The organism is Candidatus Gracilibacteria bacterium, from assembly GCA_028687475.1.
In the GTDB taxonomy this organism is placed as follows: Bacteria; Patescibacteriota; Gracilibacteria; order BD1-5; family UBA2023; genus STC-74.
The window spans coordinates 241,393-267,289 of record JAQUAB010000001.1 but is presented as its reverse complement, the minus strand read 5'-3'; the positions used below and the strand labels follow the sequence as shown (position 1 = coordinate 267,289).

Genomic DNA, 25,897 nt, shown 5'->3' with positions numbered 1-25,897 from the left:
TCCTATGTTTTCTACGTCATCACTTCTCCTTCTGGAGGCGATCGGTATCAATATTTTTGTTCCTCTGATTGCTGGGATACTTTTTCTCTGGATATTTTTCGGAACTTGGATCAGAGGAATGGCATTATATAGTATTGCATTTTTTATCGGCACGGGAGTAATCGCATATTCATTGTTCAATCTTCAGTTTCTCTATTTTGGAGTAGGAATGATGGAATATCTCGTATTGGTAGCGATTCTCTCCTGTATGCTGATAGCGAAACTCTATTTCCGAAAAGAAAAATTCCGAAATTATTGGAATACTCTCAGGATTTCTTTTTCAGGGAAAACGCTTCTTGGAGCTTTTCGCGAATCGTCATTCATTCAGAAAATCATAATTATTTGGTGATTCTTTTTTGTAGTATCTTTTTCGGTTGTAGGGTTTGTGTTTGCCTCACACTTTCCGACATATGCTGACGACTCGTTCGGCAACTGGAACAAGCCAGCGATCAATATCTATTATGATGGATGAGTAGAAATATTCGGGACAGCGGAGGAACGATTGGGACGATGAAGAGAAGGATATCCTATATTCATGCCTATCTACAAGGCGCTCATTTCTGATTCTCTCGGCAGTTTCAATGATATATACATCAATTTCTGGCAATATTTTGGCTTTCTGTTTTTCCTCATTTTTATCGTATCCGTCACTTTCGAAAGGACACAGAATCTACTTCTCTCACTCTTGCCAGCGATTCTCGTGACAGGATTGCCATTGATATTTTTTCATAGTGTAGAGTGATACTATGATCTTGCATGTGCTCTATACTCCACATTTACTGTCTATTTTCTCTATAGATTCCTCGAAGAATGAGATGAGAAGAATCTGCTTCTTGCTTTTCTTTTCGGATGTATACTCACGAATATCAAAAATGATGGATTGGTTGTATATTTTATCGGGATATTTCTGGCATTCTTCGTGATTGTATTGCTGAGAAAACAAGCAATATCATTTTTTCGCTCTGTTCTGACACAGAAGAAAACTCTCTTCTCGCTTCTTGGTTCTATCGCTTGGTTCATAGCACCAGCGATGTTTCTGAAGTATTATTATGGATTGTGATTCAATCAGGCTGCTGGACAGACAACAGGAATCGGACTTTCAGATACCATTCATTCTGAGATATTCTCAGTATTTCCGACGATTTTCTTCTGAGAAGATAATTACAATATTGCACTCGTATTTGTCGTGTTTTTGCTCTTCGTTCCATTCTGGAAAAAGCGCACAGATATATATCCGAAATTATTCCTCGTATTGGCTTCGATTTTTGTATTCTGTATATTGATTGCGGTTTTTCTTTTCACGGAGAACTATCTCTGGGTCATGAATCAGACCACCGTGAATCGAGTTTTTACCATGGTATTTGTTCTTCTTTTTTCTTTTTCCGGTATTCTCTTATATGATAAAAATCACAAAAAAGGTTCTCTCTTATAAAATTTTTCGTTATTTCATCGGATGATGATTGGCAGCGTGAGTTGATCTTGCGGCACTGTATTTTTTTGTTGATTTACTTCATTTTCACTATATTCTTGGTGCGGTTTGTGCGTTCGTGATTTCCTTTCTATTTGGTTTTCTCTTCCAGAAATTCATTACTTTTTCTGCACCGTGAGGCAATCATCTGAAACAAGGCATGATATTTCTCTTGTTTCAGCTCGTTGGACTCTGACTCAATCTCATTATTCTTTCCATTTTTGTTGGCTATTTCGGCTTTTACTACATGTATGTTGCGATAGTGAGCAAGTGAATTATCTTCATATGGAATTTCACGATGAATCACTTTTTTAATTTCAAATAAATGCAGAAGCTCTCGATCATTATTCCATTTCTCAATGAAGAAAAAACAATACACACTATTTTGATGAGGATTGTTGCATTGCAGAATCTCAATTATCATAAAGAGATTATTCTCATCAATGATGGTTCTTCTGATACAAGTGAACCAATTATCCAAGAATTTATCTGACAGGAATATCCGCATACGAGTTTCGTACTTCTCAAAAATACGAAAAATCAAGGAAAATGATTCTCATGCAAAGAAGGAATTCGACATGCGACTGGAGATGTATTCATCATCCAAGATGCAGATCTCGAATACAATCCTGATGATTATGCGAAAATGCTTCAGACTCTCGAGGAGAAAAATCTGGATATGATTTATGGATCTCGCAATCGATGATTCGTAGAAAATGGATTTCATTATTCGTACGTGAGCTTCTTGCTCGGAGGACTTTTCGTGTCATTTGTAACCTCGATTTTTACTGGAAGAATGGTGACGGATGAACCAACGTGTTACAAGATGTTTCGATCCCATTTGCGAGAAGATTTGCTCTTACCAGAAGAAAACGGATTCGAATGGGAGCCAGCGATTACGACACTTTTGCTCCGAAAATGATTTCGTTATGGAGAAATCTGAATACAATACTCACCGAGAAAAACAATCGAATGAAAGAAAATAAAATGGATCGATGGAGTCAAAGCTTTGGTGGCAATCGTAAAATGGAGATTTAAGTCTTAATATATATTTATTTTTCAGTCTTATGAAAGGAATAATCCTCGCAGGCGGCTCAGGAACTCGCCTCTATCCGATCACGATGGCTATCTCGAAGCAGCTCATGCCTATCTATGATAAGCCGATGATCTACTATCCTCTCACGACCCTCATGCTCGCAGGGATTCGAGAGATTCTCATCATCACCACACCCGAAGATCAGCCTGGTTTCAAGCGGCTTCTTGGTGATGGATCTCAGTGGGGAATCTCACTCGAATATGCGGTACAACCTTCTCCAGATGGACTTGCTCAGGCGTTTATTATTGGTGAAGAGTTTATTGGTGAAGATGATGTCTGTCTTGTACTCTGAGATAATCTTTTTCATGGTGATGGATTTTCTATCCTCCTTCGCGAGAGTGTTCGCATCGTCACACAAGAACGGAAGTCAGTGGTATTCGGATACGAAGTATCTGATCCAGAACGTTATGGTGTCGTCGAGTTTGATCGTGGACACAATGCGATTTCCATCGAAGAAAAACCCGTAGAACCGAAGTCGAATTTTGCGGTTGTAGGACTCTATTTTTATACCAATGATGTCATACAGATTGCGAAAAATGTGAAGCCAAGTAATCGCGGAGAGCTCGAGATCACATCCGTGAATGCGGAGTATCTGAGTCGTGGACAGCTGAAGGTGGAGATCATGAATCGTGGATATGCATGGCTCGATACGGGGACGCATGAGAGTATGATGGATGCGGCGAATTTTATCTCGATTATCCAGAAACGCCAAGGACTTCAGGTTGGCTCACCAGAAGAAGTTGCCTACCGTATGCTCTGGATTGATAGGGATCAAGTGGCAGCTCTTGCAAAACTGATGATGAAAAACGAATACGGGAAATACCTTATGAAACTTGTAAAATAAATTATGGCATTCAAGAAAATAGAAACATCACTTCAAGATTGTTACATTATTGAACCTCAAGTTTTTTGAGATTCGAGAGGATTTTTCATGGAGACGTATTCTTCGGTCGAATTTGAGAAAATCGGAATCACTGCGAATTTTGTGCAAGATAATCATTCGAAATCGAAGAAATGAGTGCTTCGCGGGCTTCATTTTCAGACTCGAAAACCTCAGGCAAAGTTGGTGCGTGTTGTTTCAGGTTCAGTGTATGATGTCGTTGTAGATTTACGTCATGATTCTCCCACATATGGGAAATGGGAAGGATTTCTCCTTTCAGAAGAGAATAAGAAAATGCTCTATGTACCTCGTGGTTTTGCTCATGGATTTCTCACGCTCGAGGACGACACAGAATTTCTCTACAAGTGTGATGATATCTATGACCCAGGATATGAGGGGGGAATTATCTGGAATGATGCAGATCTCCAGATTGATTGGGAAAAGTTTGGCATAGAGGAACTGGAAATTTCGAAGAAAGATCAGGAAAATCCCACATTCCAAGCATTGCAAAATACGGAGATTTTTATCTCAGAATTCCAGAAAAATTGGAAAGAATGGTTTTCTATAAAACCACAACTGCATGCTATCCAATCAGCTCCTACAATCAAAGAATGACAGATTTGGTGGTGTCATATGGGGGAGAATATTGGATCAGAATTGAATGGAAAATGAGATAGGTTTCTTCGACCAGTAATTGTTTATAAAAAACTCTCAAAACATCAATTTCTTGGTATTCCCACAACGACGCAAGAACATAGCTGAACATGGTATTTATGACTACGGCATCGAGGAAAAAATATTTATTGTGCATTGCATCAAGCGCGCGTTTTTGATACTCGGCGTCTCCTAAATCCTCAAGGATCTCTGGATTTTCAGGACTTTACTCTTCTCAAACAATCATTCCAAAATCTGTATATATAAAAAATCTGCCTCATATCTTTCGATATAAGGCGTTGTGGGAAAGTCCCAAAATGTATAGAAATTATATTAGTAATATTTCAAAAATCAAAACTTTTTATGAAAGAACAGAATTTACAAAAACAAGCGTCAAGACAATCTATCATTGATACTTCAATTCAAAAGGAGGTTCCCAAAATCAAAATCCTTCTCACGGGAGGAAATGGAATGCTTGCATATGATTTTATCCGAACCCAATCAGAAAAGTTCGATATCGTTGCTGTGGATAGATCGGAGTGTGATATCACATCTTTCGAGTCGGTGATTCAGTGTCTCGCACTTCATGAGCCTGACATTCTCCTGAATTGTGCTGCTTATACGGCGGTCGATGATGCGGAGGGTATTGGTATGAAAATGTGTTATGAAGTGAATGCTCTTGGTGTTCATAACCTCGCTCGTGCGACTTCCGCATTCGGAACCGAATTCATCACGATTTCGACGGATTATGTCTTCGACGGAGAGAAATCAGAAGGATATCTACCATCCGATGAATGTAGTCCAATCGGAGCGTATGGGATGAGCAAATATCTCGGTGAGAAACTCGCACTATCAGAAAATCCGAGAACAATCATCGTGCGAACGAGTTGGCTCTATGGATGAGAGATATGAGTGATGAGATATGAGTGATGAGATATGAGTGATAAGATGGAGGCAAAAAACCAAAAACGAATTTTTAAAAACTTCGTGAATACAATGCTTCGGCTCTCGGAAAGCAAGTCTGAGCTCAGAGTAGTTTCTGATCAGCATGGGATTCCGACTTCGTGTGTGGATCTATCTCAAGCTCTTGTAGAAGTGATTGAGAATATCGAAGAACGAGAATATGAAGGAAAAATTTTCCATTTTTCGAATTCTTGTGATGAATCTACAAAAAACGAATCACAAAAAACGAATTCTATTACCTGGGCAGATTTCGCGAGAGAAATATTCCAATTGACCTGAAAAGATACAAATGTGATTGATTGTACTTCTTCAGAATATCCGACGAAAGCGAAACGACCATCGTGGAGTATTCTGAAGAATGATTCAGAAATTCGACTTCAGGATTGGAAGGAGGGGTTGAGAATGTATCTAAAACAGTAATAGTCATCAAACAATAGGAGTCTACTTGGGAGTGATACGAGAAATAGAGTTCGAATTATACTTATATCTTGACTTCTATAATATTTTTTTATAATTCTATTAGTTATACTTTTCTATATCTAAGAGAAATGAAATATACAGAAATTCAACACAATCTTGCAACACTCCAGGTTTTTGGGATCAGTGACTTGAAGATGCTGGATGATAAGTTCAACAAATCAAAACTCTCAGACTGGAAAAAATCTGGATACATCAAGCAGATTATTCGAGGATTTTATCTCTATGGAAATACGAAAATAAATCAGAATTTGTTGTTCAAAACATCGAATACGATATATGCTCCGAGTTATATATCGCTCGAAAGCGCATTTTCCTATTATTGATTTATTCCTGAGCAAACTTTCAGTATCACTGCTGTTTCCACGAATAAAACTGCTCATTTTGACACAGACTTTTCTCATTTTACTTACAAGAAAATCAATCCTACTCTGTTTTGGTGATATCAAATAATCACTATCGATCAGACAAAATTTCTCATAGCTGAACGAGAAAAAGCAATCATCGATTATCTATATCTCAATACTCACATAAAATGCACGGAAGATTTCGAGGGATTACGCCTCAATGAAGCAGTTCTCAGAGAAAAAATAGACCAAGAAAAGCTCATAAAATACGCTAATATGTTCGGTAAAAAGACAGTAATAGAAATGGCACATCTTCTCCTAAAATTCATAGCATGATAAATCTGGAATATATTACCTCTTTTTACTCGGGTAAAGAAAAAATATTTGAACAATTTATTCTCAAGGAATATCTCCAATACACGATATTGGATATTATTTTTTCCTCGAAATATGCTGCGCATCTCTCTTTTCTCGGATGAACCGCCATTCGACTCATTCACCACTCTACGAGATTTTCCGAAGATTTGGATTTTGATAATTTCTCTCTGTCCGAGGAAGATTTCGAATGACTCTCTCGGGTCGTGAAATGAGAACTCCAGAAACTCTGATACGAAGTGGAGATCAAGAATGTCTACAAATGAGCTTACAGATGCTATATACGACTCCCGAAAATACTCAGAGAACTCGGATTCTCTGAACTCGATGACGAGAAAATACTCATACAAATAGATACAGTAAAACAAGATTATCAATATGCATCTGATAAAAAAATCATCGATAAATTCGATGTCTATAAGCTGATCAATGTATGTCCTGTGGATATCATTCTCTCGAAGAAAATCCATGCTCTCATAGACAGAAAGAGAACAAAATGAAGAGATATATTCGATATAGTTTTTCTCTATAGATTCACTCTCCCTGATTTTGATTATTTGTGAGCCAAAACCGGAATAAAAAATACTATTGAGCTCAAAAAGACGTTACTTGATTTCTGCAAAACGATATCTCTCCCGGAGATGGCGGATGATGTCAGTCCTTTTCTGATAAATCCGGATGAAGTACGAAGAGTACTAGGGTTTAAGGAATTTGTAGAAGGACTATAGAAAAGAAGGGATTCTCTCCGATGGATTTGCCTATATCAACATCAAACAGAAATGTCTGAGTTGGAAGGGGTAGTAGAGTATTTAGTTTGACTTTGGGGGCTGAGGGCTTAAGATAACGGGAAAAATGAAATGCACGTAAACTTTTTGCAAATGTAGATTTTCAAAAAAGATCTCTCAGTTCCCTGAAAAGGAAGTTCCTGTTCTTAATTGTACCTCTTCAGAATATCCGACGAAAGCAAAACGACCATCGTGGAGTATCCTGAAGAATGATTCAGTCGTTCTTCTTCCTGATTGGAAAGAAGGATTAAAAAAATATCTTCGTAATTCCTAAATTTATTATTTATGGCTACACATATGAACAAAAATGACTATACCAATTATTATAAAAATCATGGAGGATATCAGAATTCTGAAAAAGCAAGTGATCGCGCTCTCGAAATCCGCATACGATCTCTCCGAGCTAATTTCCAGAAACTTATCAATCCCCTCGATCGAAATATACGAATTCTCGAAATTGGATGTGGACAATGAACATTCGCAGAATATCTTCGGAGAGAATGATTTACAGACTATACGTGATTTGATTTTGATTCTGTAGCCATAGACTCCAATAAAAATACATTTCCAGGGTACCAGTTTTCTGACGGAGATGTATTAGAATTCTTACAGAATAATGGAGATACTTTCGATCTCATATTCATGTCTCATGTATATGAACATTTGACACCAGAAGATGGACGAGAAATGGCAGAAAAAATTTATCACGCGCTCAAAACACAAGGCATATGGTTGAATATTATGCCCAATGCGGGCTCCCTGTTTTCTTCTGCATTTGGGCGATATGCTGACCTGACTCACAAGACGCTTTATTCTTCTGGATCGATGAGTCAGCAGTTATTGAGTGTTGGATTCCAGAAAGAAAATATCAGTCACTATAATTCGACTTTTCCCTATATATTCTTTGAATATTATCAGAGAGTCGTGCGTTTTCTTGCTCGATTATTGCTCCGATCACTTGGATATCTGAATGATGCTATCACAACATTCGAGATTGTTACTATAGCGAGAAAATAATATGCCAAAAATTTCCATCATCACCACTACATACAGGCACGAGAAATTCATTGCACAGACCATTGAGTCTGTTCTTTCACAGACTTTCACTGACTGGGAACTTCTGATTGGCGATGATTCTCCCGATGATGCGACATGGAATATTATCCAGAATTACACCGAGAAATATCCAGAAAAAATAAAGGCATGGCATCATAGTCCAAATAAAGGAATTGTTGGAAATATGAATTTTCTACTTGAAAAAGTAAGTCTTGAGAGCGAATATATAGCTTTTCTCGAAGGGGATGATATGTATACACCAGATAACCTCGAGAAGAGGTTGGCGATTTTCAGAGAAATGCCTGAAGTGATGCTCGTCTATCCACAAGTGAGTCTCATCGATGCGTGAGGAAACATCACGCAGAAAAACCTGTATCCGAAGCCTCCGATTCCATCGTGTGAGATTCAGTGAGTATATTTCACTTGTTTCGAGAACGGATCTATGATATTCTCCTACAGCAGTGGAATGGTGCGAAGAAATATCCTCAATGAATGTAGGATACGGAATCTCGGAGATGAGAAGAATTATTCTGTGTCAGATTGGGATTTTTATTTCCAATGTGTGACACGCTATCTCGTGTATTATCTCGATGAGAGTCTCGTACATTATCGTCAGCATAGCACCAATCTCTCTCGTGGTACAACCAATATTGGAACGGATTATCTCCAACTCATCGATGCATATTTTCGGATGGGGATTTTGCAAAAATGAAAAACTCTCATATATTGCCTGAACCCATACATATCTGTACGCTTCATACTACGAGCAAAGATCCTTCTCGTTATTTTCTTGCCAATGCCGATAGTTTTATATATCTTCAAGATTGCCTATTTCTTATTCTGAAAAAAGTACAATGCCTAAGGTCTCCATCATCACTACTACATACAAGCATCAGGATTTTATTTCACAAACTATCGAAAGCGTTTTGTCTCAATCTTTCACTGACTGGGAACTTCTGATTGGCGATGATTCTCCCGATGATGCGACATGGAATATTATCCAGAATTACACCGAGAAATATCCAGAAAAAATAAAGGCATGGCATCATAGTCTAAATAAAGGAATTGTAGGGAATATGAATTTTCTCATCGAGAATGCGCATCCTCAATCCGAATTCATCGCTTTTCTCGAAGGGGATGATATGTATACACCAGATAACCTCGAGAAAAAACTCGAAATATTCTGAAAATATAGAGAAGTACAACTCGTATATAGCGATCTGAGTTATATTGATATTCGAGGAAAGATTCTTGTAGAGGGTTATCTGAATCATCGAGGTTGTCCTTTTTATCAGGATACTCGAGTATCTGGAGATGAATATTTCAGACAGGTTGCAGGTCCGATTGTGTCGTGGAGTACAGGAATGGTGCGAAAATGAATATTTCAGACGGTTCAGATTAATGAAATCTTTCCTATGGATGCAGGAGATTGTGATTTCTATTTCAATATTTCTGTACGATTTCCTATATACGGAATTCGTACACCACTCACACTCTATCGTCGCCATTCCAATAATGTTTCTCGTGTAGGAAGAGAAACTCTTCGTTCTCAGCGAGACGCAAATATTCTCTATATGAGAGATAGAACAGCAGAATATATTCGACAAGGATTTATCGGAGCGAAAACCGCTCGCCAAAAGACAGCATACATCTACATATCTTTTGCGATTTTTTCTCTCGAACATGGACTGAAGAAGGATGCTTGGGATAATCTCCGTCTCGCTTTTCGAGAAGATTTCTGGTATGGATTCCATTACAAAATAGCTATCGGAATATTTTTATGCATTCCATCACGAATAGGGAAATACATCCTGAAGCAAATAATCAAACGAAGTGATAACTAAACAATATGCCTAAAGTCTCCATCATCACGACTACATACAATCACGAGAAATTCATCGCACAGACCATTGAGTCTGTTCTTTCACAGACTTTCACTGACTGGGAATTGCTCATTGGGGATGATTCTCCGAGTGATGCATCATGGAAGATCATAGCAGAATACACGAAAAAATATCCAGAGAAAATCCACGCTTGGCATCATTCTCCCAATAAGGGAATCGTCGGAAATACGAACTTCCTCCTCGAACATATTTCGGAAGAATCTGAATTCGTTGCTTTTCTCGAATGAGATGATCTCTATACTCCTGATAATCTCGAGAAAAAATTGGAAGTATTCCGGAAATACAGAGAAGTTCAGCTTGTGTATAGTGACTTGAGTTTTATCGATGGTCAGGATACAGTGATTCTCGAGAGTTTTTTCCACTATCGTGGCGTGCCATTTTTCCAGAATGAGATGATTTCGGTGAATGATTTTATCCTGTTGCCTGCATGACCGATTGCTTCGTGGAGTACGGGGATGGTTCGTCGCACAATGATAGAGAAATATCCTGTCGTTGCTCGCTGGGAAGATAAGCGGTATAGCATCGCAGATTATGATTTCTATTTTCAGGTGGCAACTGCAAATCAGGTTTATGGTATCGATGAACCATTGACACAGTATCGACGTCATGGCGGGAATCTCTCCGGTGCAAATGGTGGCACTTCAGGAGATCTGGGTCGATGGATTGATCTGGTTTTTCGAGAAGGACAGATTCCTGAAACTGTATACAAGACCAAAAAATCTTGGCTTTCCATCACATTTGCGATTTTCGCACTCGAACATGGACAAAAAAAAGAAGCATGGAAATATTTTCTTGACGCATGTAAGTTTCATCCATTCTATAAGTTGCACTATAAAATCGGAATCCTCGGATTCCTTGTGATTCCTGCCTTTCTCGGCAAAAAAATTCTCCGAACACTGATTCGGAGAGGAGATTAATCTCTCACATATTTCTTCCACCACTCGTTTCACTGAGTGGTTTTTATCTCGTTCCCGAAGAGTCGGAAGGGGATTCGTTCAATCGGGTTCACCCAGTTTCCGAGCTTACAAAAATTCAAAATCGGATAGACGATTTTTCGCATGATTTCCCAGAGAGTGGTGAGGGTTGCATAGCTCACAGAATGGAGTTCATAGGCTCGTCTGAGATTTTTCCAGGAGAGCGTATACCATTTATAACTATAGTTCCCGCTAGATTTCTTCACGAGATGGAGCGTGAGCGATTCGTCGAGATTGTGGATGAGTTTTTCTCCGTGGCAGAGATGTTTCTTCACAGAATACGCGTCGCAGAAATATTCATTCGCAGTGTCATATCGGAATTTTCCATTATTTCGGAAGACGAATGATGGATGGATCGTATAGTAATTCGCATGTCCGAGCATGTATTCGAAATACTTCTTATCCGCTTCATAGTACATCACGGTCTTTGTCCCGCATCCGACGTATTCGTCATGTGATTCGAGAAAATGTACCTGTTTTTCGAGTTTTTCCCGATGCCAGATATCGTCATGATCCTGGATAGCGATGTATTCTCATTGTGCTTTTTCGAGGAGGAGATTGAGTCCATTGTAGGGACCGAGATTTTTCTCGCTTTTGATGAGTCGGATTTTCTCACTTTTCGGGAAATACTTCGAAATATCCTCGCTCGAAGCATTGTCGAGAATGAGGATTTCCGTATTCGCATACGTCTGATCGATACAAGACTGGAGTGTATATCTGAGGTATTCTCCAGGATTGTAGGCGACGATGAGGATCGAGACGAGGGGGTTATTGTGCATGATTTTCTATGAAGGTGAGTATCTTTTTCTGGAAGTTTTCTTTCGAGAACTCCATTCCTCGGGCTTGGATTTTCTCTGTATCCCATTCCAGTGTTTCGAATCTTTCGATGGCTTCATTGAGTGCTTCTGGAGTTTGCGGTGAGAAAAATATTCCTGTCTCGCCGTCGATGACAGATTCAGTTCCTCCTCACCGACCATAGGCAATCACGGGAGTTCCGCTCATCATCGCCTCGACTGGTACCAGTCCGAAATCTTCTTCTGGAGGGAAGAGAAATGCTTTTGTCTCAGTGTAAAGTTTCAACTTTTCTTCCTTCGGAGGATTGAATACCCAAGTGATATTGTCCTTCGACTTCTCACAGAGCTCACGGTAGAGGAGATTGTCTGTATTGGTGGCGAGGATGAGCTGCTTCCCATTCGCATTGAATGCATCGACGAGGAGATCGAGCTTCTTGTAAGGGATACATCGACTCATGCCGAAATAATATCCACCTCACCCCTCGGTCCCCTCTCCTTCAGAGAGGGGAAGCGGTACCTGAAACCCCCTCTCCTGTAGGAGAGGGCTGGGGTGAGGTGCCCCCGGATATATCACCTCACTTTCTCTATTATAATACGTCTTGATTCTCTCCGCTGTAGTTTTGGAGTTTGCGATAAAGTAATCTACTCGTTGTGCAGCAGCAAAGTCTACCTTCTGCATCCAGTTCTTCACGAGACGGAATACGAACTTCACAAAAGGATTCATCCATCCGAATTCCATCATATCTTCATATTCTTTCGCATGACTCCAATAGTAGCGCGTCGGTGTATGGCAGTAGACGATGACTTTCGGTCTTTGGTTATCTTTTTGTCATCCTTGCGTAGCGAGGATCCCTTTTTTTCTAGGAAGAGATTCTCCTTCGGAGAATGACAAATTATCTTTATTTTTCCACTTTCCCATTGCTACTTGTTTACTCTCCGCACTACTCGAACAGATTACTACATCGTATCCTGAGAGATCAAAACTCCGAAATGCCCAAGGTCTGAGAATTCCTGCGAGTTTGTGTTTGCGGTTCAGAAATGGGATTTTCTGGAGCCAACTCGTATATACATTTCTTCACTGGAGCATCGGATGATCCATGAAGCAGACGCTCGTATAGATATCCGCATTAGGAAAAAGTTCTAAGAGATGCGAGATAACGAGTTCTGCTCATCAGAAGTCGATGAGCCAGTCGGCGATAATGGCGATACGTTTATTTTTGGGATTCATTATTGGATATTACTGAATAATTGAGATGAAGGTATGAGTTTTCTAGGATTTTTACATCATCTAACTTTAGTATTCAGATATCTCAAAGTTCATTGATGGATGAGATTGGTTTTCCTCAAATTATTCAAGGTGTAGAATTTCCTCCAACCAAAATAGGGGCAATTACTAAGGATAGTTTATCAATGAGTCAATTTCTCAAAAAGACACTATTGAGGTTTCATCCACTTTGAATTGTGATATTATCAATCCTAAATTCATTATGTAATTTCTCAAATAGATCCTTAAAATCAATACTATCCTCATAATAAATAATTTCCAAGTTCTTTGTTTTTTGTTGAAATGCTGGATGATTTTTATTTGTTGTAACGATAAAAAGAGTTGTACTCTTTCTTATGAGGTTCTCTATTCATTGTTGAGTAAGGTGAGGTTTATTATCGATTACAATAAAGCTAACAGGTAATTCTTCTATATGCTCAACTGGATTATTTATTCCTATTTTTGCAAGTACTCTTCCTGAATTTAGAGAATATAAGTCGGTTTGTTGTTCCAAATTATAATATTGGTACAATCATTCCTTTACTGTTTTTATGTTCGGAAGATCTTTATCATAGTCTAGATTATCTGTATCTGATAAAGAAATCTTTCCATCAATACTTGAGAGGAGGAATAATGTATTTCTTGTTCGGTTCATACTTTCGATTCTATCTTTTTCCCCCCATTTTTCCAGTTTTCTTTTCTCACCAAGCAGGATTATCATACTTTTTCTTATTTTCCATATCTTTGCATTGATTTCATGAGTGAAAAATCTATACTTTCCGCATGCAAAATACTGATACAAAGAAACCTCGCATCGCTGTTCTCCATGATTCATTCCTCTATCGTGGAGGAGGAGAACGGCTCGTGACCCTGATGGCGAAGTCACTCGGTGCAGATCTCATTTCTGGGTTTTTCTCAGAAGGGAGTTTTGATCCTCGAGAACTTGGATTCGAAGGGAAGATGATTGCTCTCGGGAAACCGGTTTTCGCGAAGGGGATTCGTCATCTCACGTTGGCGCATCGATTCCGTCATGGAACGAGAATCCTTCGAGAATATGATATCGTGATTTTTTCTGGGAATTGTCTCGATGCCCTCAGGCATGTTCGCACGGATGCGAAGGTACATTATTACTGTCATACGCCACCACGGTATCTGTTCGATTTCCGTGAGCGGTACATGGAGAAATTTCCCTGACTGATTCGCCCGATTATGAAGATGATTTTCGATAGACAAGCGAAGAAGTATATTGCGGCACTTGGGAGATTTGATACGATTTTCACGAACTCACAGAATACACACGATCGGCTTCTGCATTTCTGTCACGCGGAATCGACGATCCTCTATCCTCCGACTGATACTGAGAGATTCAAAATTCAAAATTCAAAATGAGAAATTACAGTTCCGAATAATCTTGCATCTTGAATCTTGCATCTTGAATCAAAGTCATATTTCCTCTCGACTTCGAGACTCTCTCCTCCGAAGCGTGTCGATGTCGTCATCGAGGCATTCCGACAGCTCCCTGAGAAGAATCTCGTCTTCACCTACGGGCAGAATGATCCTGAGAAAGAACGACTTCTCGCGCTTGCAGCTGGATGCAAAAATATTTTCCCGATTCCTGCTCCGAAGGAAGAGATATTCATCTCACTCATATCGAGTGCTATCGCGAATATCTATATTCCAGTCGATGAGGATTTCGGGATGTCGCCCGTCGAGTCGATGGCATGCGGAGTTCCAGTGATTGGTGCGAATGAGTGAGGGCTTCTTGAGACAGTGATCGAGTGAAAAACAGGAAAGCTGATAGAAATTCAAGATTCAAAATTATGAATTCAAAATTTGAAACAGGTGATACGGAATACTCCGAAAGAAGAATGGATAGAAATGAAGGAAGATTGTAGAGAACGAGCTCAGGCATTTTCTCTCGAGGCTTTCGCAGGAAATCTAAAAAAATATATCTATGAATAAAAATACCACTCTCCTCAACATCCCGCTCTATAATGGAATGTATTCTGATTTTCTTGCGACGATTCAGAATCCTACCAAAAAAATACTCGTGTTCACGCCGAATCCAGAGATTTTTGTTCGTGCGAATCGTGATGCTGAATTCATGGATGTACTGAAGCAAGCCACCTACAATGTTCCTGATGGTAACGGGCTCTATGTGTGATATATGATGCAGGAGGGAAGATGATTTTTTTCTGCTGGGTTTCGTACATTTTTCGATAAAAGAGGTGTCAGAAACGACTATGGAGAACTCGTGAAGGGAAGTGACCTCGTAAGGGATATATTAGAAGATTCAAGATTCAAGATTCAAGATTCAAGATGAGAACTCGAAAAACGAAGAATTCTGGTTATCGACCGAAAAAATGCCGTACCAAAAAATGATCTCGAGCGTAAGAAGGCAGAAGTACAGAAAGATCTCAAGAATATCATCGAGTCAAAATATCCTGGTGTAGACCTTTTTGTCGTATTTTCTGGAGAAAAAACTCCTGAGGAAATCGCAAAACTCGTCGAAACAGAATCTATAGAATATGTATTCTCTTGTGTTGGCATGAAAGTTCAAGAGAAACTCCTTATCGATATTTTCTCACATTTGTCTGAATCACAGAAAGTGGTTGGACTGGGTGTTGGTGCATCGATCGATTTTCTCCTCGGACTTCAGAAGCGTGCACCAATGGTATTCCAGAAGCTCGGACTCGAGTGGCTCTATCGCCTTATTACACAGCCAAAAATCCGAGCAAAAAGAATCTGGGATGCAGTGTATCATTTTCCGAGACTTATCAAAAATTCCTCCAAACTTTAGTTGGAGGAATTTTCTATCTCTCTTCACCATTGAGCCAGGCTCTTTCAACGGCAGTAGAGAAAAGTTGTACTGCTTTTCATGATCTAGAACTTTTGAGGAGTCCATGATCTGCTGCTCATGCTGTTTCTTGCATGAGTTGTCATCGAAAGATGGGGTTTCCAATATTATTTCTTGCATGATTATGAACAATTGCCGCACTCACTTGCCCTACAAGAGTTTCTGAAATCGGTTTTCGATCGTATATGTTTTTCGCATGATTTCTAGGAAGATCTGGTCGCACAAGTTTTTCTTTAGGCATAAGTGAGTAAGTAAAATTCTATAAATAATATACGTCGAGTTTTTATATTGTCCAATCAAAATACTTTTCCACTCCGAGTCTCTCATGATCCAGTCGGAAGAGTTTTCATTCCTTCTTCAGGAGCTTTAGAACTCAGTTGACGATTTTTTCACTGACGTTTTCTCCGTAGAGGTTTCACTTGCGCATGTTCGGATTGTCGTAGGCTCACTTGGTGATGTCAGCGATGAGACGAGCATTGACTGGTGGAGCGAGGACATTGGCTCCTGCGAGGAGTGTCTCGGTTCGGTCGCTCCCGAATCTGACGGTCACACAGGGGAGTCCGACGATATTGGCTTCTTCTTGCATACTTCCAGAATCTGTCATGACGCAACCAGCATGGGTGAGTATATCCATCACTTCATGATGATGAGCAAATGCTGGTCCATAGGCAAAGTTCTCTTTATATTTTTCTCGAAGTGATTCTATATCAGCGCGGAGTTCGTATCGGTCGATTGCTGCTTCTGAGGCATTGAGCCCGAGAAAACAGACAGGATATCATTCGATGATGAGTTTCTTTATCCCGTTGTAGATAGCAAGAAAACGCTCTCTTACTTCACAATTTTCTCGACGGTGAATCGTGATAAAAATCGGTTTTTTCCCCTTCATATTCGGATAGAGGTCAAATGCTTTCGAAGTTGGGATTTTCTCACAAGAAAGTCGTACAGCATCAGCGACCGTATTGCCGACGACTTCGATACGGTCATCCTGGAATCCTTCATCGATCAGGGTTCTCTTGTAGAGTTCGTGCGGTACAGCAAAATATCCAGTCGAAGGCTCAACACCTCGTGTGTCGAACTGCTCTGGATATGGCTCGATACTTCCGAGCTCATAGATACGGTGATTCTGCATGTAGGAATAGTACATTTCCCAATCGAAATCTCCATGCATGTACTCGGTGAAGATACGATGATAGAAATGTTCGTTCGGTGTGAAAGTACGGATTCCTGCCTCGACGTGAACCACAGCGAACTTATTCAGAAATGCAGCCTTGTCGGCAGTTGTAGCTGTGAGCGTATCTCCGTGAACGTATGGAACGGGGATTTTATCGTATTCTCCAGAGAGCTTCACGAGGAAATTCCCGAGTCGTTCGATAATCTGAGAAAATTTCTCATGGAGTTTTCCTGAGACATTGAGCTGGATATCGACGGTCATGCCAAATTCCTGGAGAACACCCTCGGAGAGATTGTAGTCGTAGTGTTGACCCGTATGCGCGAGGATTACCATTTCTCCTCGTTTTTTCAGTTCGAGGTAGAGTGGTGCTTGTTTGATGATATCTGGCTTGGTCGCAATCATTATGATATGCGCGTATGTGTGCGGATTATTTTGGATTTCTTCCCAGAAGCCGTCGCGGATTTGTATATCGTGTAGAGTCATGGAGTCTAATATAGACAAAAAGAGGAGTTTGGCAAAGAAAAAGAGAGAAGAATTATTCCTTCTCTCTCATAAATATGAGTCCTTCGAGTGAGAATTTCTTCCCAGCAATCCAGACACCCGGTACAACGAAGTCCTCTTCACCTTCGAAGAATCCTTGTCCTTCGCGAGAAATCTCATCAGCAATCAGGAGCTTGAGTCGCTTCATGACACTGAGACGTTCCATGACATCATAGATACGATTCACTCCATCGGTGTAGCGAGTATCAGTCATACGAGCAATTTCTTCGATACGAGTTCCAGTGACTTCATAGTCTCCATCATCACGTTTCTTGATGTGACAACGTTTTGGATCTGCTTGGCGAGTCTTGAGGTCATAGATCTTCACTTCTGGAGTTTCAGTTTCTCCGTCAGTGATCATATCTGATTCTACTGGTTTTGGGATTCTCTCGATGAGAATATCTCGGAGTTCATCGATACGGATATAGGCTCCTGCAGAGATTGTGAGTGTCACTTTCTTTCCCGTTTCTTTTTCGAAAATATGCTTCATCTCTTCGAGTTGATCTGGGTCGATGAGGTCAGCTTTTGAGAAAACAACGAGCTCTTCTTTGTCTGCCATTTTCTCGCTCCAGTTCTCGAGTTCCTTACGGATGGTTCGGTAGTTTTCTATCATGAGTTCTTCTCCTTGGCTCGCATCGAGAAGATGGATGATGATGCGACAACGGTCGATGTGCTTCAAAAATTGGAATCCGAGTCCTTTTCATTCGCTCGCACCCTCGATCAATCCTGGAATATCTTCGATCACGAGCGATTGTCCTTTCCATTCCATGACACCAAGATTTGGCGTGAGGGTTGTGAAGGCATAGTCAGCGATTTTTGGCTTCACATTCGTGATAGATTGAATAACAGTAGATTTTCCAGCATTTGGAAGTCCGACAAGTCCAACATCAGCGACGAGCTTCAGTTCGAGCTTCACATCACGTTCATCACCGACGTCTCCGAGTTCCGCAAAATTCGGTGCTTGGCGTGTACTGGAAGGGAAGTGGGCATTTCCATATCCTCCACGACCACCTTCACAGAGAGTGAATTCTTGTCCAGGTTTTGTGAGATCACAGATGATACTTCCGTCTTCATTATCGGTCACAATCGTTCCGACAGGCACTTCGAGAATCGTATCTTCGGCACTTGCTCCATGCATTTCTTGGGTACCTCCCTTCTCTCCATCATCCGCCTTGATGGACTTCAGATGACGAAATTTCCCGAGTGTTGTCTCGTGCGTCGTGGCACGAAGGATGATATCTCCACCATCGCCACCATCTCCACCATAAGGACCACCTTTTGGGATATATTTTTCTCGTCTCCAAGAGATGATGCCATCACCTCCTTTTCCTGCCTTGAGTGTCAGCTTGACTTCGTCGATAAACATGTGTAGAAATTAGTAGGTTAGTTGGTTGGTAGAATAGGGAAAAAACAGAAAAAAGCAAAAAGAACGAGAAAAAACTTGCAAAATATAATATTTCTATATGATACGTCCATTCTGGGGCTTCGAGAAAACCTCGAAATTCCAATCTACCATCTAAAAATATCTATTATGGCAAAGGGAAAATGTACATACCAGGTTGGTAAGGCTGCTGGAGGTGGACGTCGTGATTACGTCTATGCTGTGAACAAGAAGAATCTTCCACAAGGAGAGAAACTCAAGCTCATGAAGTATGACAAGGTGACTCGTACACACGTTGAGTACACTTTTGTTGACGCGAAATAATTTCTGAATCCAATTCAAAAAAAGACCGTTTCGACGGTTTTTTTTGTTTTCTTTATGTTTGAAGATTATGCTTTTTGTGTCAACTCGAAATCAGGAATCGATGCAAGGAAATTTTCGACTTCACTTTTTTTCGTACTCTGGAGATCATTGTAGTATTCTTCGAGTGTGATGAGTCTTGCATCGAGAAAGGCTCGCTCAGAATGAGAAAGAATAACTTTCGTGATTTCTTCATACTGCATATTATATTGGAGGAGTTTCTTAATGAGTTTTTTGCTCACTTCGACATCATTCATGGTACCAAAAAGTTCACGAAGCTTTGGGGATTCTTTCTTGCGAGAAGACATGATGATTATAGATTATTGAAATAGTATTTGTTTTTGTTTCGGGTGACGTGAGAATATCTTAGCGCATTTTATTTTCTCATGCAAAAACTTGAGCTTGCGTATTTATTTTTTCATCGCGAAAAAAGTTTTGCTTTTTTCCTCCTTCTTTCTATAATGCGCTCGCATTTTTTATAGGTGCAATTTATATCCTTCTTGCGGCTATGACCGTAAGATATTAACCCATAGGATTCTATGAGAAAATACGAACTCATGATGATCGTGAACCCTGAACTCGCAGAAGCAGAGCGCAATGAGCTCGTTGCTACTATCGAGTCAGAACTCGCGGATTCTGGAGCTAAGGTGCTCGAGAGAAATCATCCAGGTGAGCAAAAGCTCGCTTACCGCATCCGTACTTCGGATGTTGGATACTACCTTCTTTATACTCTCGAAAGTGAGGGAAATGGAGGATTTTTTGATGTTTCGAATTCATTCAACATCAAGAAAGATATTTGGCGTTACATGTTTGTTAAGCTTGAAGATTAGTTTATTTCATCATTTCTCCATTTATGAGAACTATCAATAAGGTTATCCTTATCGGAAATGTAACAAAAGATCCTTTTGTAAAAACAACGGCAGGTGACAAAAAAGTAGCAACCTTCACGATTGCCACTAATCGGTACTACAAAGGTCCAGCTGGAGAACCTCTCTCCGAAGCAGAATACACCAATTGTGTCGTCTGGGGTCCACTCGCAGAACGTACTGAGCAATTCCTCACCAAGGGGAAACTCGTCTATATCGAAGGTCGACTCAAGACTCGCATCATCGATAAAGAAGATGGCACGAAGCTCCACAAGACAGAAGTAGTTGTCGGTCAGCTCATCTTCCTCTCAAAAAGAGAAGATTTCGCAGAAACAGACACTCCAGATCCTGTAGACTTCGATGACTTCTCTGATCTCGAAGGTGGTAAATTCTAATTTTAATTCCATTCTTAATCCTATTACTTATGTCTAAAAAAGTAAAAAAGCAGTGTCCAATCGACGCTGAAGGGATCACTCAGATTGACTACAAAGATATCGTTCTTCTCAAGAAATATCTCACGAAGTTCAATCGTATCATCCCACGATACTATAGTGGTGTTTCTCTTTCGAATCAGAAAAAACTCGCAACTGCTATCAAGCGCGCACGTTACATGGCACTTCTTCCATACGTACTCGAAGTTCGTCGTCCCACTACATCTGCTGTTACAACTCCTGTTGAGACTCCAGTTGCACCAGTTCTCGACGAATCAGCGGTTGCTGTCTAATTTCCTGAAAAAGAGTGAGTCTGGTCAGACTCATTTAACTCCCACTCTTTTGGTTCTAGCTTTGTAAAAACTGAAAACTCTTCATTGGTCGTGAAGAGTTTTTACTTTTTTTTTGACTTTTATCTTTGAACCTGATATGATAGCGCTGTCGTTTATATTTTTAATTATTCATATATGAACACTCTTACAAAGCTCGCCCTTACTGGAACAGCTGCGGCACTCACTGCGGAACAGTCTTTCGCAGCTATCACTACAGGTACGGTTGATGACCGCCTCAAGGGAACAACTCAGACAAGTGTGGTAGATGTTGCTGTGAATATCTTGAATGGACTTCTTGGTCTTCTTGCACTTCTCGCTACTGGATATGGTCTCTATGGAGGATTCCTCATGGTGACTGCTGGAGGTGACGAAGAGAAGGTGAAGAAAGGAAAGAATATCCTGATCCAGGTTCTTCTTGGTATCGTAGTGATCTTCCTCTCATTCTCTATCGTGAATTGGGCTGTTGGATTCCTTGCGAACAAATAAGAATCTACATTTTTCTTAAAAACCTTTGCTTTGGCAAAGGTTTTTTTGTTGTATTTTTCCAGATTTTCTCTATATTGAGAGAGATTTATTTCATGAATTATCCTTATTTCCTTTCAGGAAATTTTGTAGTTTATAATTAATAGCTTCTATGCCGTACAATCATACCGAACTCGAACAGAAATGGCAAAAATTTTGGGAAGAAAACCAGACTTTCCAGACGAAGAATCCACCATTTGATATACAAAAACCCAAGAAATACATCCTCGATATGTTCCCTTATCCATCAGGATCTGGACTTCATGTCGGGCATCCGAAGGGGTATGCAGCGACCGATATTGTCTCGCGTTTTTATCATGCGAAGGGATACAATGTTCTCCATACGATGGGTTGGGATGCTTTCGGGCTTCCCGCTGAGAACTATGCTATCAAGACTGGTACTCATCCAGCTGTGACGACCGCCGCGAATATTGCTATTTTTAAGGAGCAACTTCAGTCTCTCGGATTTTCCTATGATTGGAGTCGCGAGATTGATACGACCGATCCGAAATATTACCAATGGACACAGTGGATTTTTCTCGAGCTCTTCAAGCGCGGACTCGCATATGAACAGGATCTGCCGATCAACTATTGTCCGAGTTGTAAGACGGGACTTGCGAATGAAGAAGTCCTCGCTGACAATACCTGTGATCGTTGTGGCACTCGCGTCGAGAAGCGCGCACTTCGTCAGTGGGTTTTGAAAATTACCGAATATGCAGATCGACTCATCGAAGATCTCGATGGACTCGATTGGCCAGAGGGCGTGAAAGAGATGCAACGCAATTGGATAGGGAAGAGTGAGGGGTGTGAGTTTCGGATGATGAAAAAAGTAGAATGAAAGCCACTTGCTCTTATCCTTCATGGATGGGAAGATGAATGAACCACTTCCGTTCATTTTCATGCTTGGCAAACAGGGCTCAAGAAGGAACTTGAAGATATTGGATATGAAGTAATTATGCCGAGTTTACCCAATCCAACCCAACCAGATTTAGAAAAACAATTAGCATTCCTTGATCAATATAAATCAAAGATGAATCAAGATTCCCTTGTGATAGGGCATTCTATGGGATGATTTCTCGGGATGCATTTTGTGGAGAGACTTGAAAAAAAGATTGGTAAACTTATTTGTGTTGCTCCAGTATTCAATGGGCTTATTGACTCTGTTGATTGGAGTGCGAGCATGTCAGAAGTATCATGGGACATTGGTTCTCGTACAATGAAAACACAATATCATCCAGATAAAATCCGTGGAAATGTTAATGACTGGCAAATATTCTTATCAAAGAATGACCCATATATTACTTATTCTGAGGCTAAAAAGCATTTTGATGACATCTGAGTAACCCATTTTGATATCGAGAGTGCAGGACATTTTAATGACCGAGACAGTGCCACACATAATCTTTTCTTAAATAAAATCCTTCCATCCATCGAAGTTTACACCACTCGTGTCGACACGGTTTATGGAATGACTTATGCTGTACTTGCGCCGGATCATCCTCGTGTCTATGACTTCATCACTGATGAACAGTCGGCAGAGTGTGAAGCGTATATCACTGAGGCAGCGAGTCGCTCGGATCAAGATAGAACCAACGAAGGAAAAGAAAAAACCGGAGTTTTCACCGGCTCATATGTCGTGAATCCATTCAATGGAGAAACGGTTCCACTCTGGATTGCGGACTATGTGCTCGGTCACTACGGTACTGGTGCAGTGATGGCGGTTCCAGCGCATGATGAGAGGGATTTTGCCTTTGCTAAGAGGTATAGTCTTCCTATCAAGCAAAGCGTTGCACCAGTTCTTGGAGTTCCAAAACAAAATGCAGTTCGTCGAGATTTTACAAAAGCACTTATTGTAAAAGATGGAAAGATTCTTGTTTTTAAATTCAATAAATTTGAAAATCTTTATGACCTTCCAGGTGGTTGAGTAGATGAAGGTGAAGATATACTCACGGCTATTACAAGAGAAATTAAAGAAGAAACGGGTTTTCAGAATTTTGTAGTAAAAGAGTGCATTGGTAGTTTTCATATGAATCATCATGCTCCTGTAAGAAAAGTGGAAAGAGAAGCAATGGCTAGTTTTTTTCTTGTTGAATTGCTCAATGAATCGCGAGTTGAAATGAGTTTGGAAGAGCATGAGGATTTTTCTTGGGAATGGCTTTCTGTAGAAGAGGTTCTTGAAAAATTTACTGGTATTGATTTGCACAAGAATTTCGCTTTTGCTATCAAGCATGCATTTTCTCCAAAGGCTACTTCTGAAGATGGAATTCTTGTGAATTCTTCTGGATTCAATTGACTCACTTCCGCAGAAGCTCGCCGAGTTCTCTCTGAAAAAGCAGAATCCGAAGGCTTCGGTCGCAAAAAGGTAAACTACAAGCTCCGTGATTGGCTTTTTTCTCGTCAACGATACTGGGGAGAACCGATTCCACTGATTCATATTAGTCATGAGGATTATGTGAAGTTACCAAGAGTAGAGAAACTTAAGGATGCAAAAACTGGTGAAGCGTGTATCTATTCTCCCCTTGACAAGGGGGAGTCAGAGGGGGTTACACTAAATAAGGATTCCTCTTATGTAACCCACCCTAACCCTCCCTTTTCAGGGAGGGAACTTTCAGAAGAATTCCTGGTTATCGATTGAAAAATATATTCCAAGATCTATGATGGTATTAACTCGAAAATCATCATCGACTCGAATCTGCCTCTTATGCTTCCAGAAGTAGAGAAATATGAGCCAGCAGGGGATGGGCAATCGCCACTTGCGACCGTAGAGAGTTTCGTGAATGTAGAACTCGCGACGAATCTCATGGGAAAACGTGAGACGAACACGATGCCACAATGGGGTGGAAGTTGCTGGTACTATCTTCGCTATATGGATCCTGCGAATCCTCTCGCCCTCGCGAGCAAGGAAGCGCTTGAGTACTGGCAGAATGTGGATGAATACGTCGGAGGAACGGAACATGCAGTGCTTCATCTCCTCTATGCGCGATTCTGGCACAAGGTACTCTATGATATTGGTATTGTTCCGACGAAAGAACCATTCCAGAAGCTCGTGAATCAGGGGATGATTCTCGCGTATGCCTATGAGCGTGCGGATGGTGGACTCGTTGCAGTGGATCTCATCGAAGAAAGAGATGGGAAATATTTCGAAAAATCAACAGGAACAGAAGTGAAACAAGTGGTTGCGAAGATGTCGAAATCTCTCAAAAACGTCGTGAATCCGAACGATATTGTCCGCGAATATGGTGCTGATTCGCTTCGTCTCTATGAGATGAGTATGGCAGATTTCCGTGATACGGCTCCGTGGAGTACGGATTCGATTATCGGAGTTCGTCGTCTCCTCGATAAGGCATATTCTACGTTCTTCGAAGGGAAGAATACTGCAAAAGATGATATGAAAGCCATGAAACAGCTCCATAAAACGATCAAGAAAATCGGGGAGGATATTGTCGAATACAAGTTCAATACAGCGATTTCTGCGCTCCAGATTCTCCTCAATGAAGGACTTCCTCAGGATGCTGAGTTCCAAACTGAATGGAAAGAATCATTCGCGATTCTCCTTCATCCATTCGCACCGCATATGGCAGAAGAACTATGGTTCCTGATTCAAAATGAAAAATTCAAAATTCAAAATAACGGAGCAGATTCTTCGCAAGCTCAGAATGACAATGTTTCTAATCTTGAATCTTGAATATTGAATCTTGAATCCGTTTATAACGCTCCTTGGCCAGAATATGATGAATTCATGCTCGTGGATGATGAAGTGACGATTGCAGTTCAGGTCGGGGGAAAACTCCGTGGAACCTTCACATTTCTCAATGGTGTCGGACAAGAAGAGGTCTCAGAAGTTGTCCGTGCTGATGAGAATATCGCGAAGTGGCTCGAAGGAAAAGAAATCATAAAAGAAATCTTTATCCCGAATAAAATGCTGTCGATTGTGGTGAAATAGCATCCACTCATCGATAAAATCCAGATTATACGTCTGGATTTTATCTTTTCTATACCAGATTACATAAGGAATTTTCGAAAAAAATTTGACTTCTTCTTCTTCTTCTGTAGGCTATACCTTGCCTGTAGTATTGGGCAAATCCACTTCTTCTTTTTCGAGGAGATTCACATGGCCATCGTCGCCCAACCCGTCGCCCGCTCCGCGCCGTCCTGAAGGACAGCACGGTAGGGCAAGGAGAGAGGGGTTGCCTAAAAAACACCCCTCTCCTCCCCGTAATACCAAAACATATCATATCGTGAGGAACTTTACGAGTTAGCTTGCCTGAATCTAGGTCGAGTTAAGCCGTATAGCTTCTTCTTGCCTCATTTTCCATGAGAAAATGAGGTGCTAGCGCCCCTTTACCATAGGGGGCTTTTTT

At 40.6% G+C, this 25,897-nt stretch carries 24 protein-coding genes and 3 pseudogenes; 20 read left to right on the top strand and 7 right to left on the bottom strand.

Annotation, left to right across the window (positions count from 1 at the left end; translation table 25 throughout):
• Window positions 1-4 precede the first annotated feature (4 nt).
• The 12 genes and pseudogenes from PHY14_01330 to PHY14_01275 all read left to right on the top strand — a co-directional run bounded on the left by PHY14_01330 (window position 5) and on the right by PHY14_01275 (window position 10,961).
• Complete coding sequence (locus PHY14_01330) at window positions 5-1,471, top strand: hypothetical protein (GenBank protein ID MDD2693554.1); 1,467 nt, start codon at window positions 5-7, stop codon at window positions 1,469-1,471.
• A complete protein-coding gene (locus PHY14_01325; GenBank protein ID MDD2693553.1) occupies window positions 1,437-1,832 on the top strand; it encodes a GtrA family protein in 396 nt (131 codons plus the stop codon). The genes PHY14_01330 and PHY14_01325 overlap by 35 nt, the downstream gene beginning before the upstream one ends.
• A complete protein-coding gene (locus PHY14_01320) occupies window positions 1,833-2,552 on the top strand; it encodes a glycosyltransferase family 2 protein (protein ID MDD2693552.1) in 720 nt (239 codons plus the stop codon).
• A gap of 22 nt (window positions 2,553-2,574) precedes the next feature.
• Window positions 2,575-3,447, top strand: a complete 873-nt coding sequence (gene rfbA, locus PHY14_01315) for a glucose-1-phosphate thymidylyltransferase RfbA (protein MDD2693551.1) — start codon at window positions 2,575-2,577, stop codon at window positions 3,445-3,447.
• Between the two features lie 3 nt (window positions 3,448-3,450).
• A pseudogene (rfbC, locus tag PHY14_01310) lies at window positions 3,451-3,984 on the top strand (dTDP-4-dehydrorhamnose 3,5-epimerase).
• Window positions 3,985-4,500: 516 nt separating this feature from the next.
• Window positions 4,501-5,520 (top strand): dTDP-4-dehydrorhamnose reductase, encoded by a 1,020-nt coding sequence (gene rfbD / locus PHY14_01305; protein ID MDD2693550.1) that lies wholly within the window; start codon window positions 4,501-4,503, stop codon window positions 5,518-5,520.
• 128 nt (window positions 5,521-5,648) lie between these two features.
• Window positions 5,649-6,263: a hypothetical protein gene (locus PHY14_01300; protein ID MDD2693549.1), complete on the top strand. Its 615-nt coding sequence runs from the start codon at window positions 5,649-5,651 to the stop codon at window positions 6,261-6,263.
• On the top strand, window positions 6,257-7,027 hold the full coding sequence (locus PHY14_01295) for a nucleotidyl transferase AbiEii/AbiGii toxin family protein (protein MDD2693548.1): 771 nt from the start codon (window positions 6,257-6,259) through the stop codon (window positions 7,025-7,027). The genes PHY14_01300 and PHY14_01295 overlap by 7 nt, the downstream gene beginning before the upstream one ends.
• A gap of 342 nt (window positions 7,028-7,369) precedes the next feature.
• Window positions 7,370-8,101, top strand: coding sequence for a class I SAM-dependent methyltransferase (locus PHY14_01290; GenBank protein ID MDD2693547.1), 732 nt, complete (start codon window positions 7,370-7,372; stop codon window positions 8,099-8,101).
• A 1-nt stretch (window position 8,102) separates the two neighbouring features.
• Complete coding sequence (locus tag PHY14_01285; protein ID MDD2693546.1) at window positions 8,103-9,002, top strand: glycosyltransferase; 900 nt, start codon at window positions 8,103-8,105, stop codon at window positions 9,000-9,002.
• The gene (locus tag PHY14_01280; protein MDD2693545.1) at window positions 8,995-9,984 is read left to right on the top strand and encodes a glycosyltransferase; all 990 of its coding nucleotides are present in this window, start codon (window positions 8,995-8,997) and stop codon (window positions 9,982-9,984) included. The genes PHY14_01285 and PHY14_01280 overlap by 8 nt, the downstream gene beginning before the upstream one ends.
• A 5-nt stretch (window positions 9,985-9,989) precedes the next feature.
• A complete protein-coding gene (locus PHY14_01275) occupies window positions 9,990-10,961 on the top strand; it encodes a glycosyltransferase (protein MDD2693544.1) in 972 nt (323 codons plus the stop codon).
• On the opposite strand, the gene PHY14_01270 is transcribed toward PHY14_01275, so the two are convergent.
• The 3 genes from PHY14_01270 to PHY14_01260 are packed head-to-tail and all read right to left on the bottom strand — an operon-like array spanning window position 10,958 to window position 13,797.
• On the bottom strand, window positions 10,958-11,797 hold the full coding sequence (locus PHY14_01270; GenBank protein MDD2693543.1) for a glycosyltransferase family 2 protein: 840 nt from the start codon (window positions 11,795-11,797) through the stop codon (window positions 10,958-10,960). The two genes, PHY14_01275 and PHY14_01270, sit on opposite strands and share 4 nt — an antisense overlap.
• Entirely contained in the window at window positions 11,787-13,040 is a 1,254-nt protein-coding gene (locus PHY14_01265; GenBank protein MDD2693542.1) for a glycosyltransferase, read from the bottom strand. The genes PHY14_01270 and PHY14_01265 overlap by 11 nt, the downstream gene beginning before the upstream one ends.
• On the bottom strand, window positions 13,024-13,797 hold the full coding sequence (locus PHY14_01260; protein MDD2693541.1) for a dihydrofolate reductase family protein: 774 nt from the start codon (window positions 13,795-13,797) through the stop codon (window positions 13,024-13,026). Before PHY14_01260 ends, PHY14_01265 begins: the two co-directional genes overlap by 17 nt.
• 62 nt (window positions 13,798-13,859) lie before the next feature.
• Here PHY14_01260 and PHY14_01255 point away from each other — a divergent pair, with 62 nt between their 5' ends.
• Window positions 13,860-15,038 carry a glycosyltransferase gene (locus PHY14_01255; GenBank protein ID MDD2693540.1) on the top strand — a complete coding sequence of 393 codons (1,179 nt, stop codon included), beginning with the start codon at window positions 13,860-13,862 and terminating at the stop codon, window positions 15,036-15,038.
• Window positions 15,031-15,876: a WecB/TagA/CpsF family glycosyltransferase gene (locus PHY14_01250; GenBank protein MDD2693539.1), complete on the top strand. Its 846-nt coding sequence runs from the start codon at window positions 15,031-15,033 to the stop codon at window positions 15,874-15,876. Before PHY14_01255 ends, PHY14_01250 begins: the two co-directional genes overlap by 8 nt.
• Before the next feature lie 13 nt (window positions 15,877-15,889).
• On the opposite strand, the gene PHY14_01245 is transcribed toward PHY14_01250, so the two are convergent.
• Genes PHY14_01245 through obgE form a run of 3 tightly spaced genes read right to left on the bottom strand, consistent with a single transcriptional unit; the run spans window position 15,890 to window position 19,010 of the window.
• Window positions 15,890-16,174 (bottom strand): hypothetical protein, encoded by a 285-nt coding sequence (locus tag PHY14_01245; protein MDD2693538.1) that lies wholly within the window; start codon window positions 16,172-16,174, stop codon window positions 15,890-15,892.
• 42 nt (window positions 16,175-16,216) lie between these two features.
• Window positions 16,217-17,587 carry a UDP-N-acetylglucosamine 2-epimerase gene (locus tag PHY14_01240; protein MDD2693537.1) on the bottom strand — a complete coding sequence of 457 codons (1,371 nt, stop codon included), beginning with the start codon at window positions 17,585-17,587 and terminating at the stop codon, window positions 16,217-16,219.
• Between the two features lie 52 nt (window positions 17,588-17,639).
• Entirely contained in the window at window positions 17,640-19,010 is a 1,371-nt protein-coding gene (gene obgE, locus PHY14_01235) for a GTPase ObgE (GenBank protein MDD2693536.1), read from the bottom strand.
• A 165-nt stretch (window positions 19,011-19,175) separates the two neighbouring features.
• Between obgE and rpmG the strand changes: the two genes are divergently transcribed.
• The gene (rpmG, locus tag PHY14_01230; protein ID MDD2693535.1) at window positions 19,176-19,349 is read left to right on the top strand and encodes a 50S ribosomal protein L33; all 174 of its coding nucleotides are present in this window, start codon (window positions 19,176-19,178) and stop codon (window positions 19,347-19,349) included.
• A 65-nt stretch (window positions 19,350-19,414) separates the two neighbouring features.
• Here the strand turns inward: rpmG and PHY14_01225 are convergent, their stop codons facing one another.
• Window positions 19,415-19,693 (bottom strand): hypothetical protein, encoded by a 279-nt coding sequence (locus PHY14_01225; GenBank protein MDD2693534.1) that lies wholly within the window; start codon window positions 19,691-19,693, stop codon window positions 19,415-19,417.
• A gap of 231 nt (window positions 19,694-19,924) precedes the next feature.
• Here PHY14_01225 and rpsF point away from each other — a divergent pair, with 231 nt between their 5' ends.
• The 5 genes and pseudogenes from rpsF to PHY14_01200 all read left to right on the top strand — a co-directional run bounded on the left by rpsF (window position 19,925) and on the right by PHY14_01200 (window position 25,326).
• On the top strand, window positions 19,925-20,215 hold the full coding sequence (gene rpsF, locus PHY14_01220; GenBank protein ID MDD2693533.1) for a 30S ribosomal protein S6: 291 nt from the start codon (window positions 19,925-19,927) through the stop codon (window positions 20,213-20,215).
• Window positions 20,216-20,238: 23 nt separating this feature from the next.
• Window positions 20,239-20,646, top strand: a complete 408-nt coding sequence (locus tag PHY14_01215) for a single-stranded DNA-binding protein (protein ID MDD2693532.1) — start codon at window positions 20,239-20,241, stop codon at window positions 20,644-20,646.
• Window positions 20,647-20,675: 29 nt separating this feature from the next.
• Window positions 20,676-20,888 (top strand): annotated as a pseudogene (gene rpsR, locus PHY14_01210) (30S ribosomal protein S18).
• Window positions 20,889-21,149: 261 nt separating this feature from the next.
• Entirely contained in the window at window positions 21,150-21,500 is a 351-nt protein-coding gene (locus tag PHY14_01205; GenBank protein MDD2693531.1) for a hypothetical protein, read from the top strand.
• Between the two features lie 148 nt (window positions 21,501-21,648).
• Window positions 21,649-25,326: pseudogene (locus PHY14_01200) on the top strand (alpha/beta fold hydrolase).
• The last annotated feature ends 571 nt before the right edge of the window (window positions 25,327-25,897 follow it).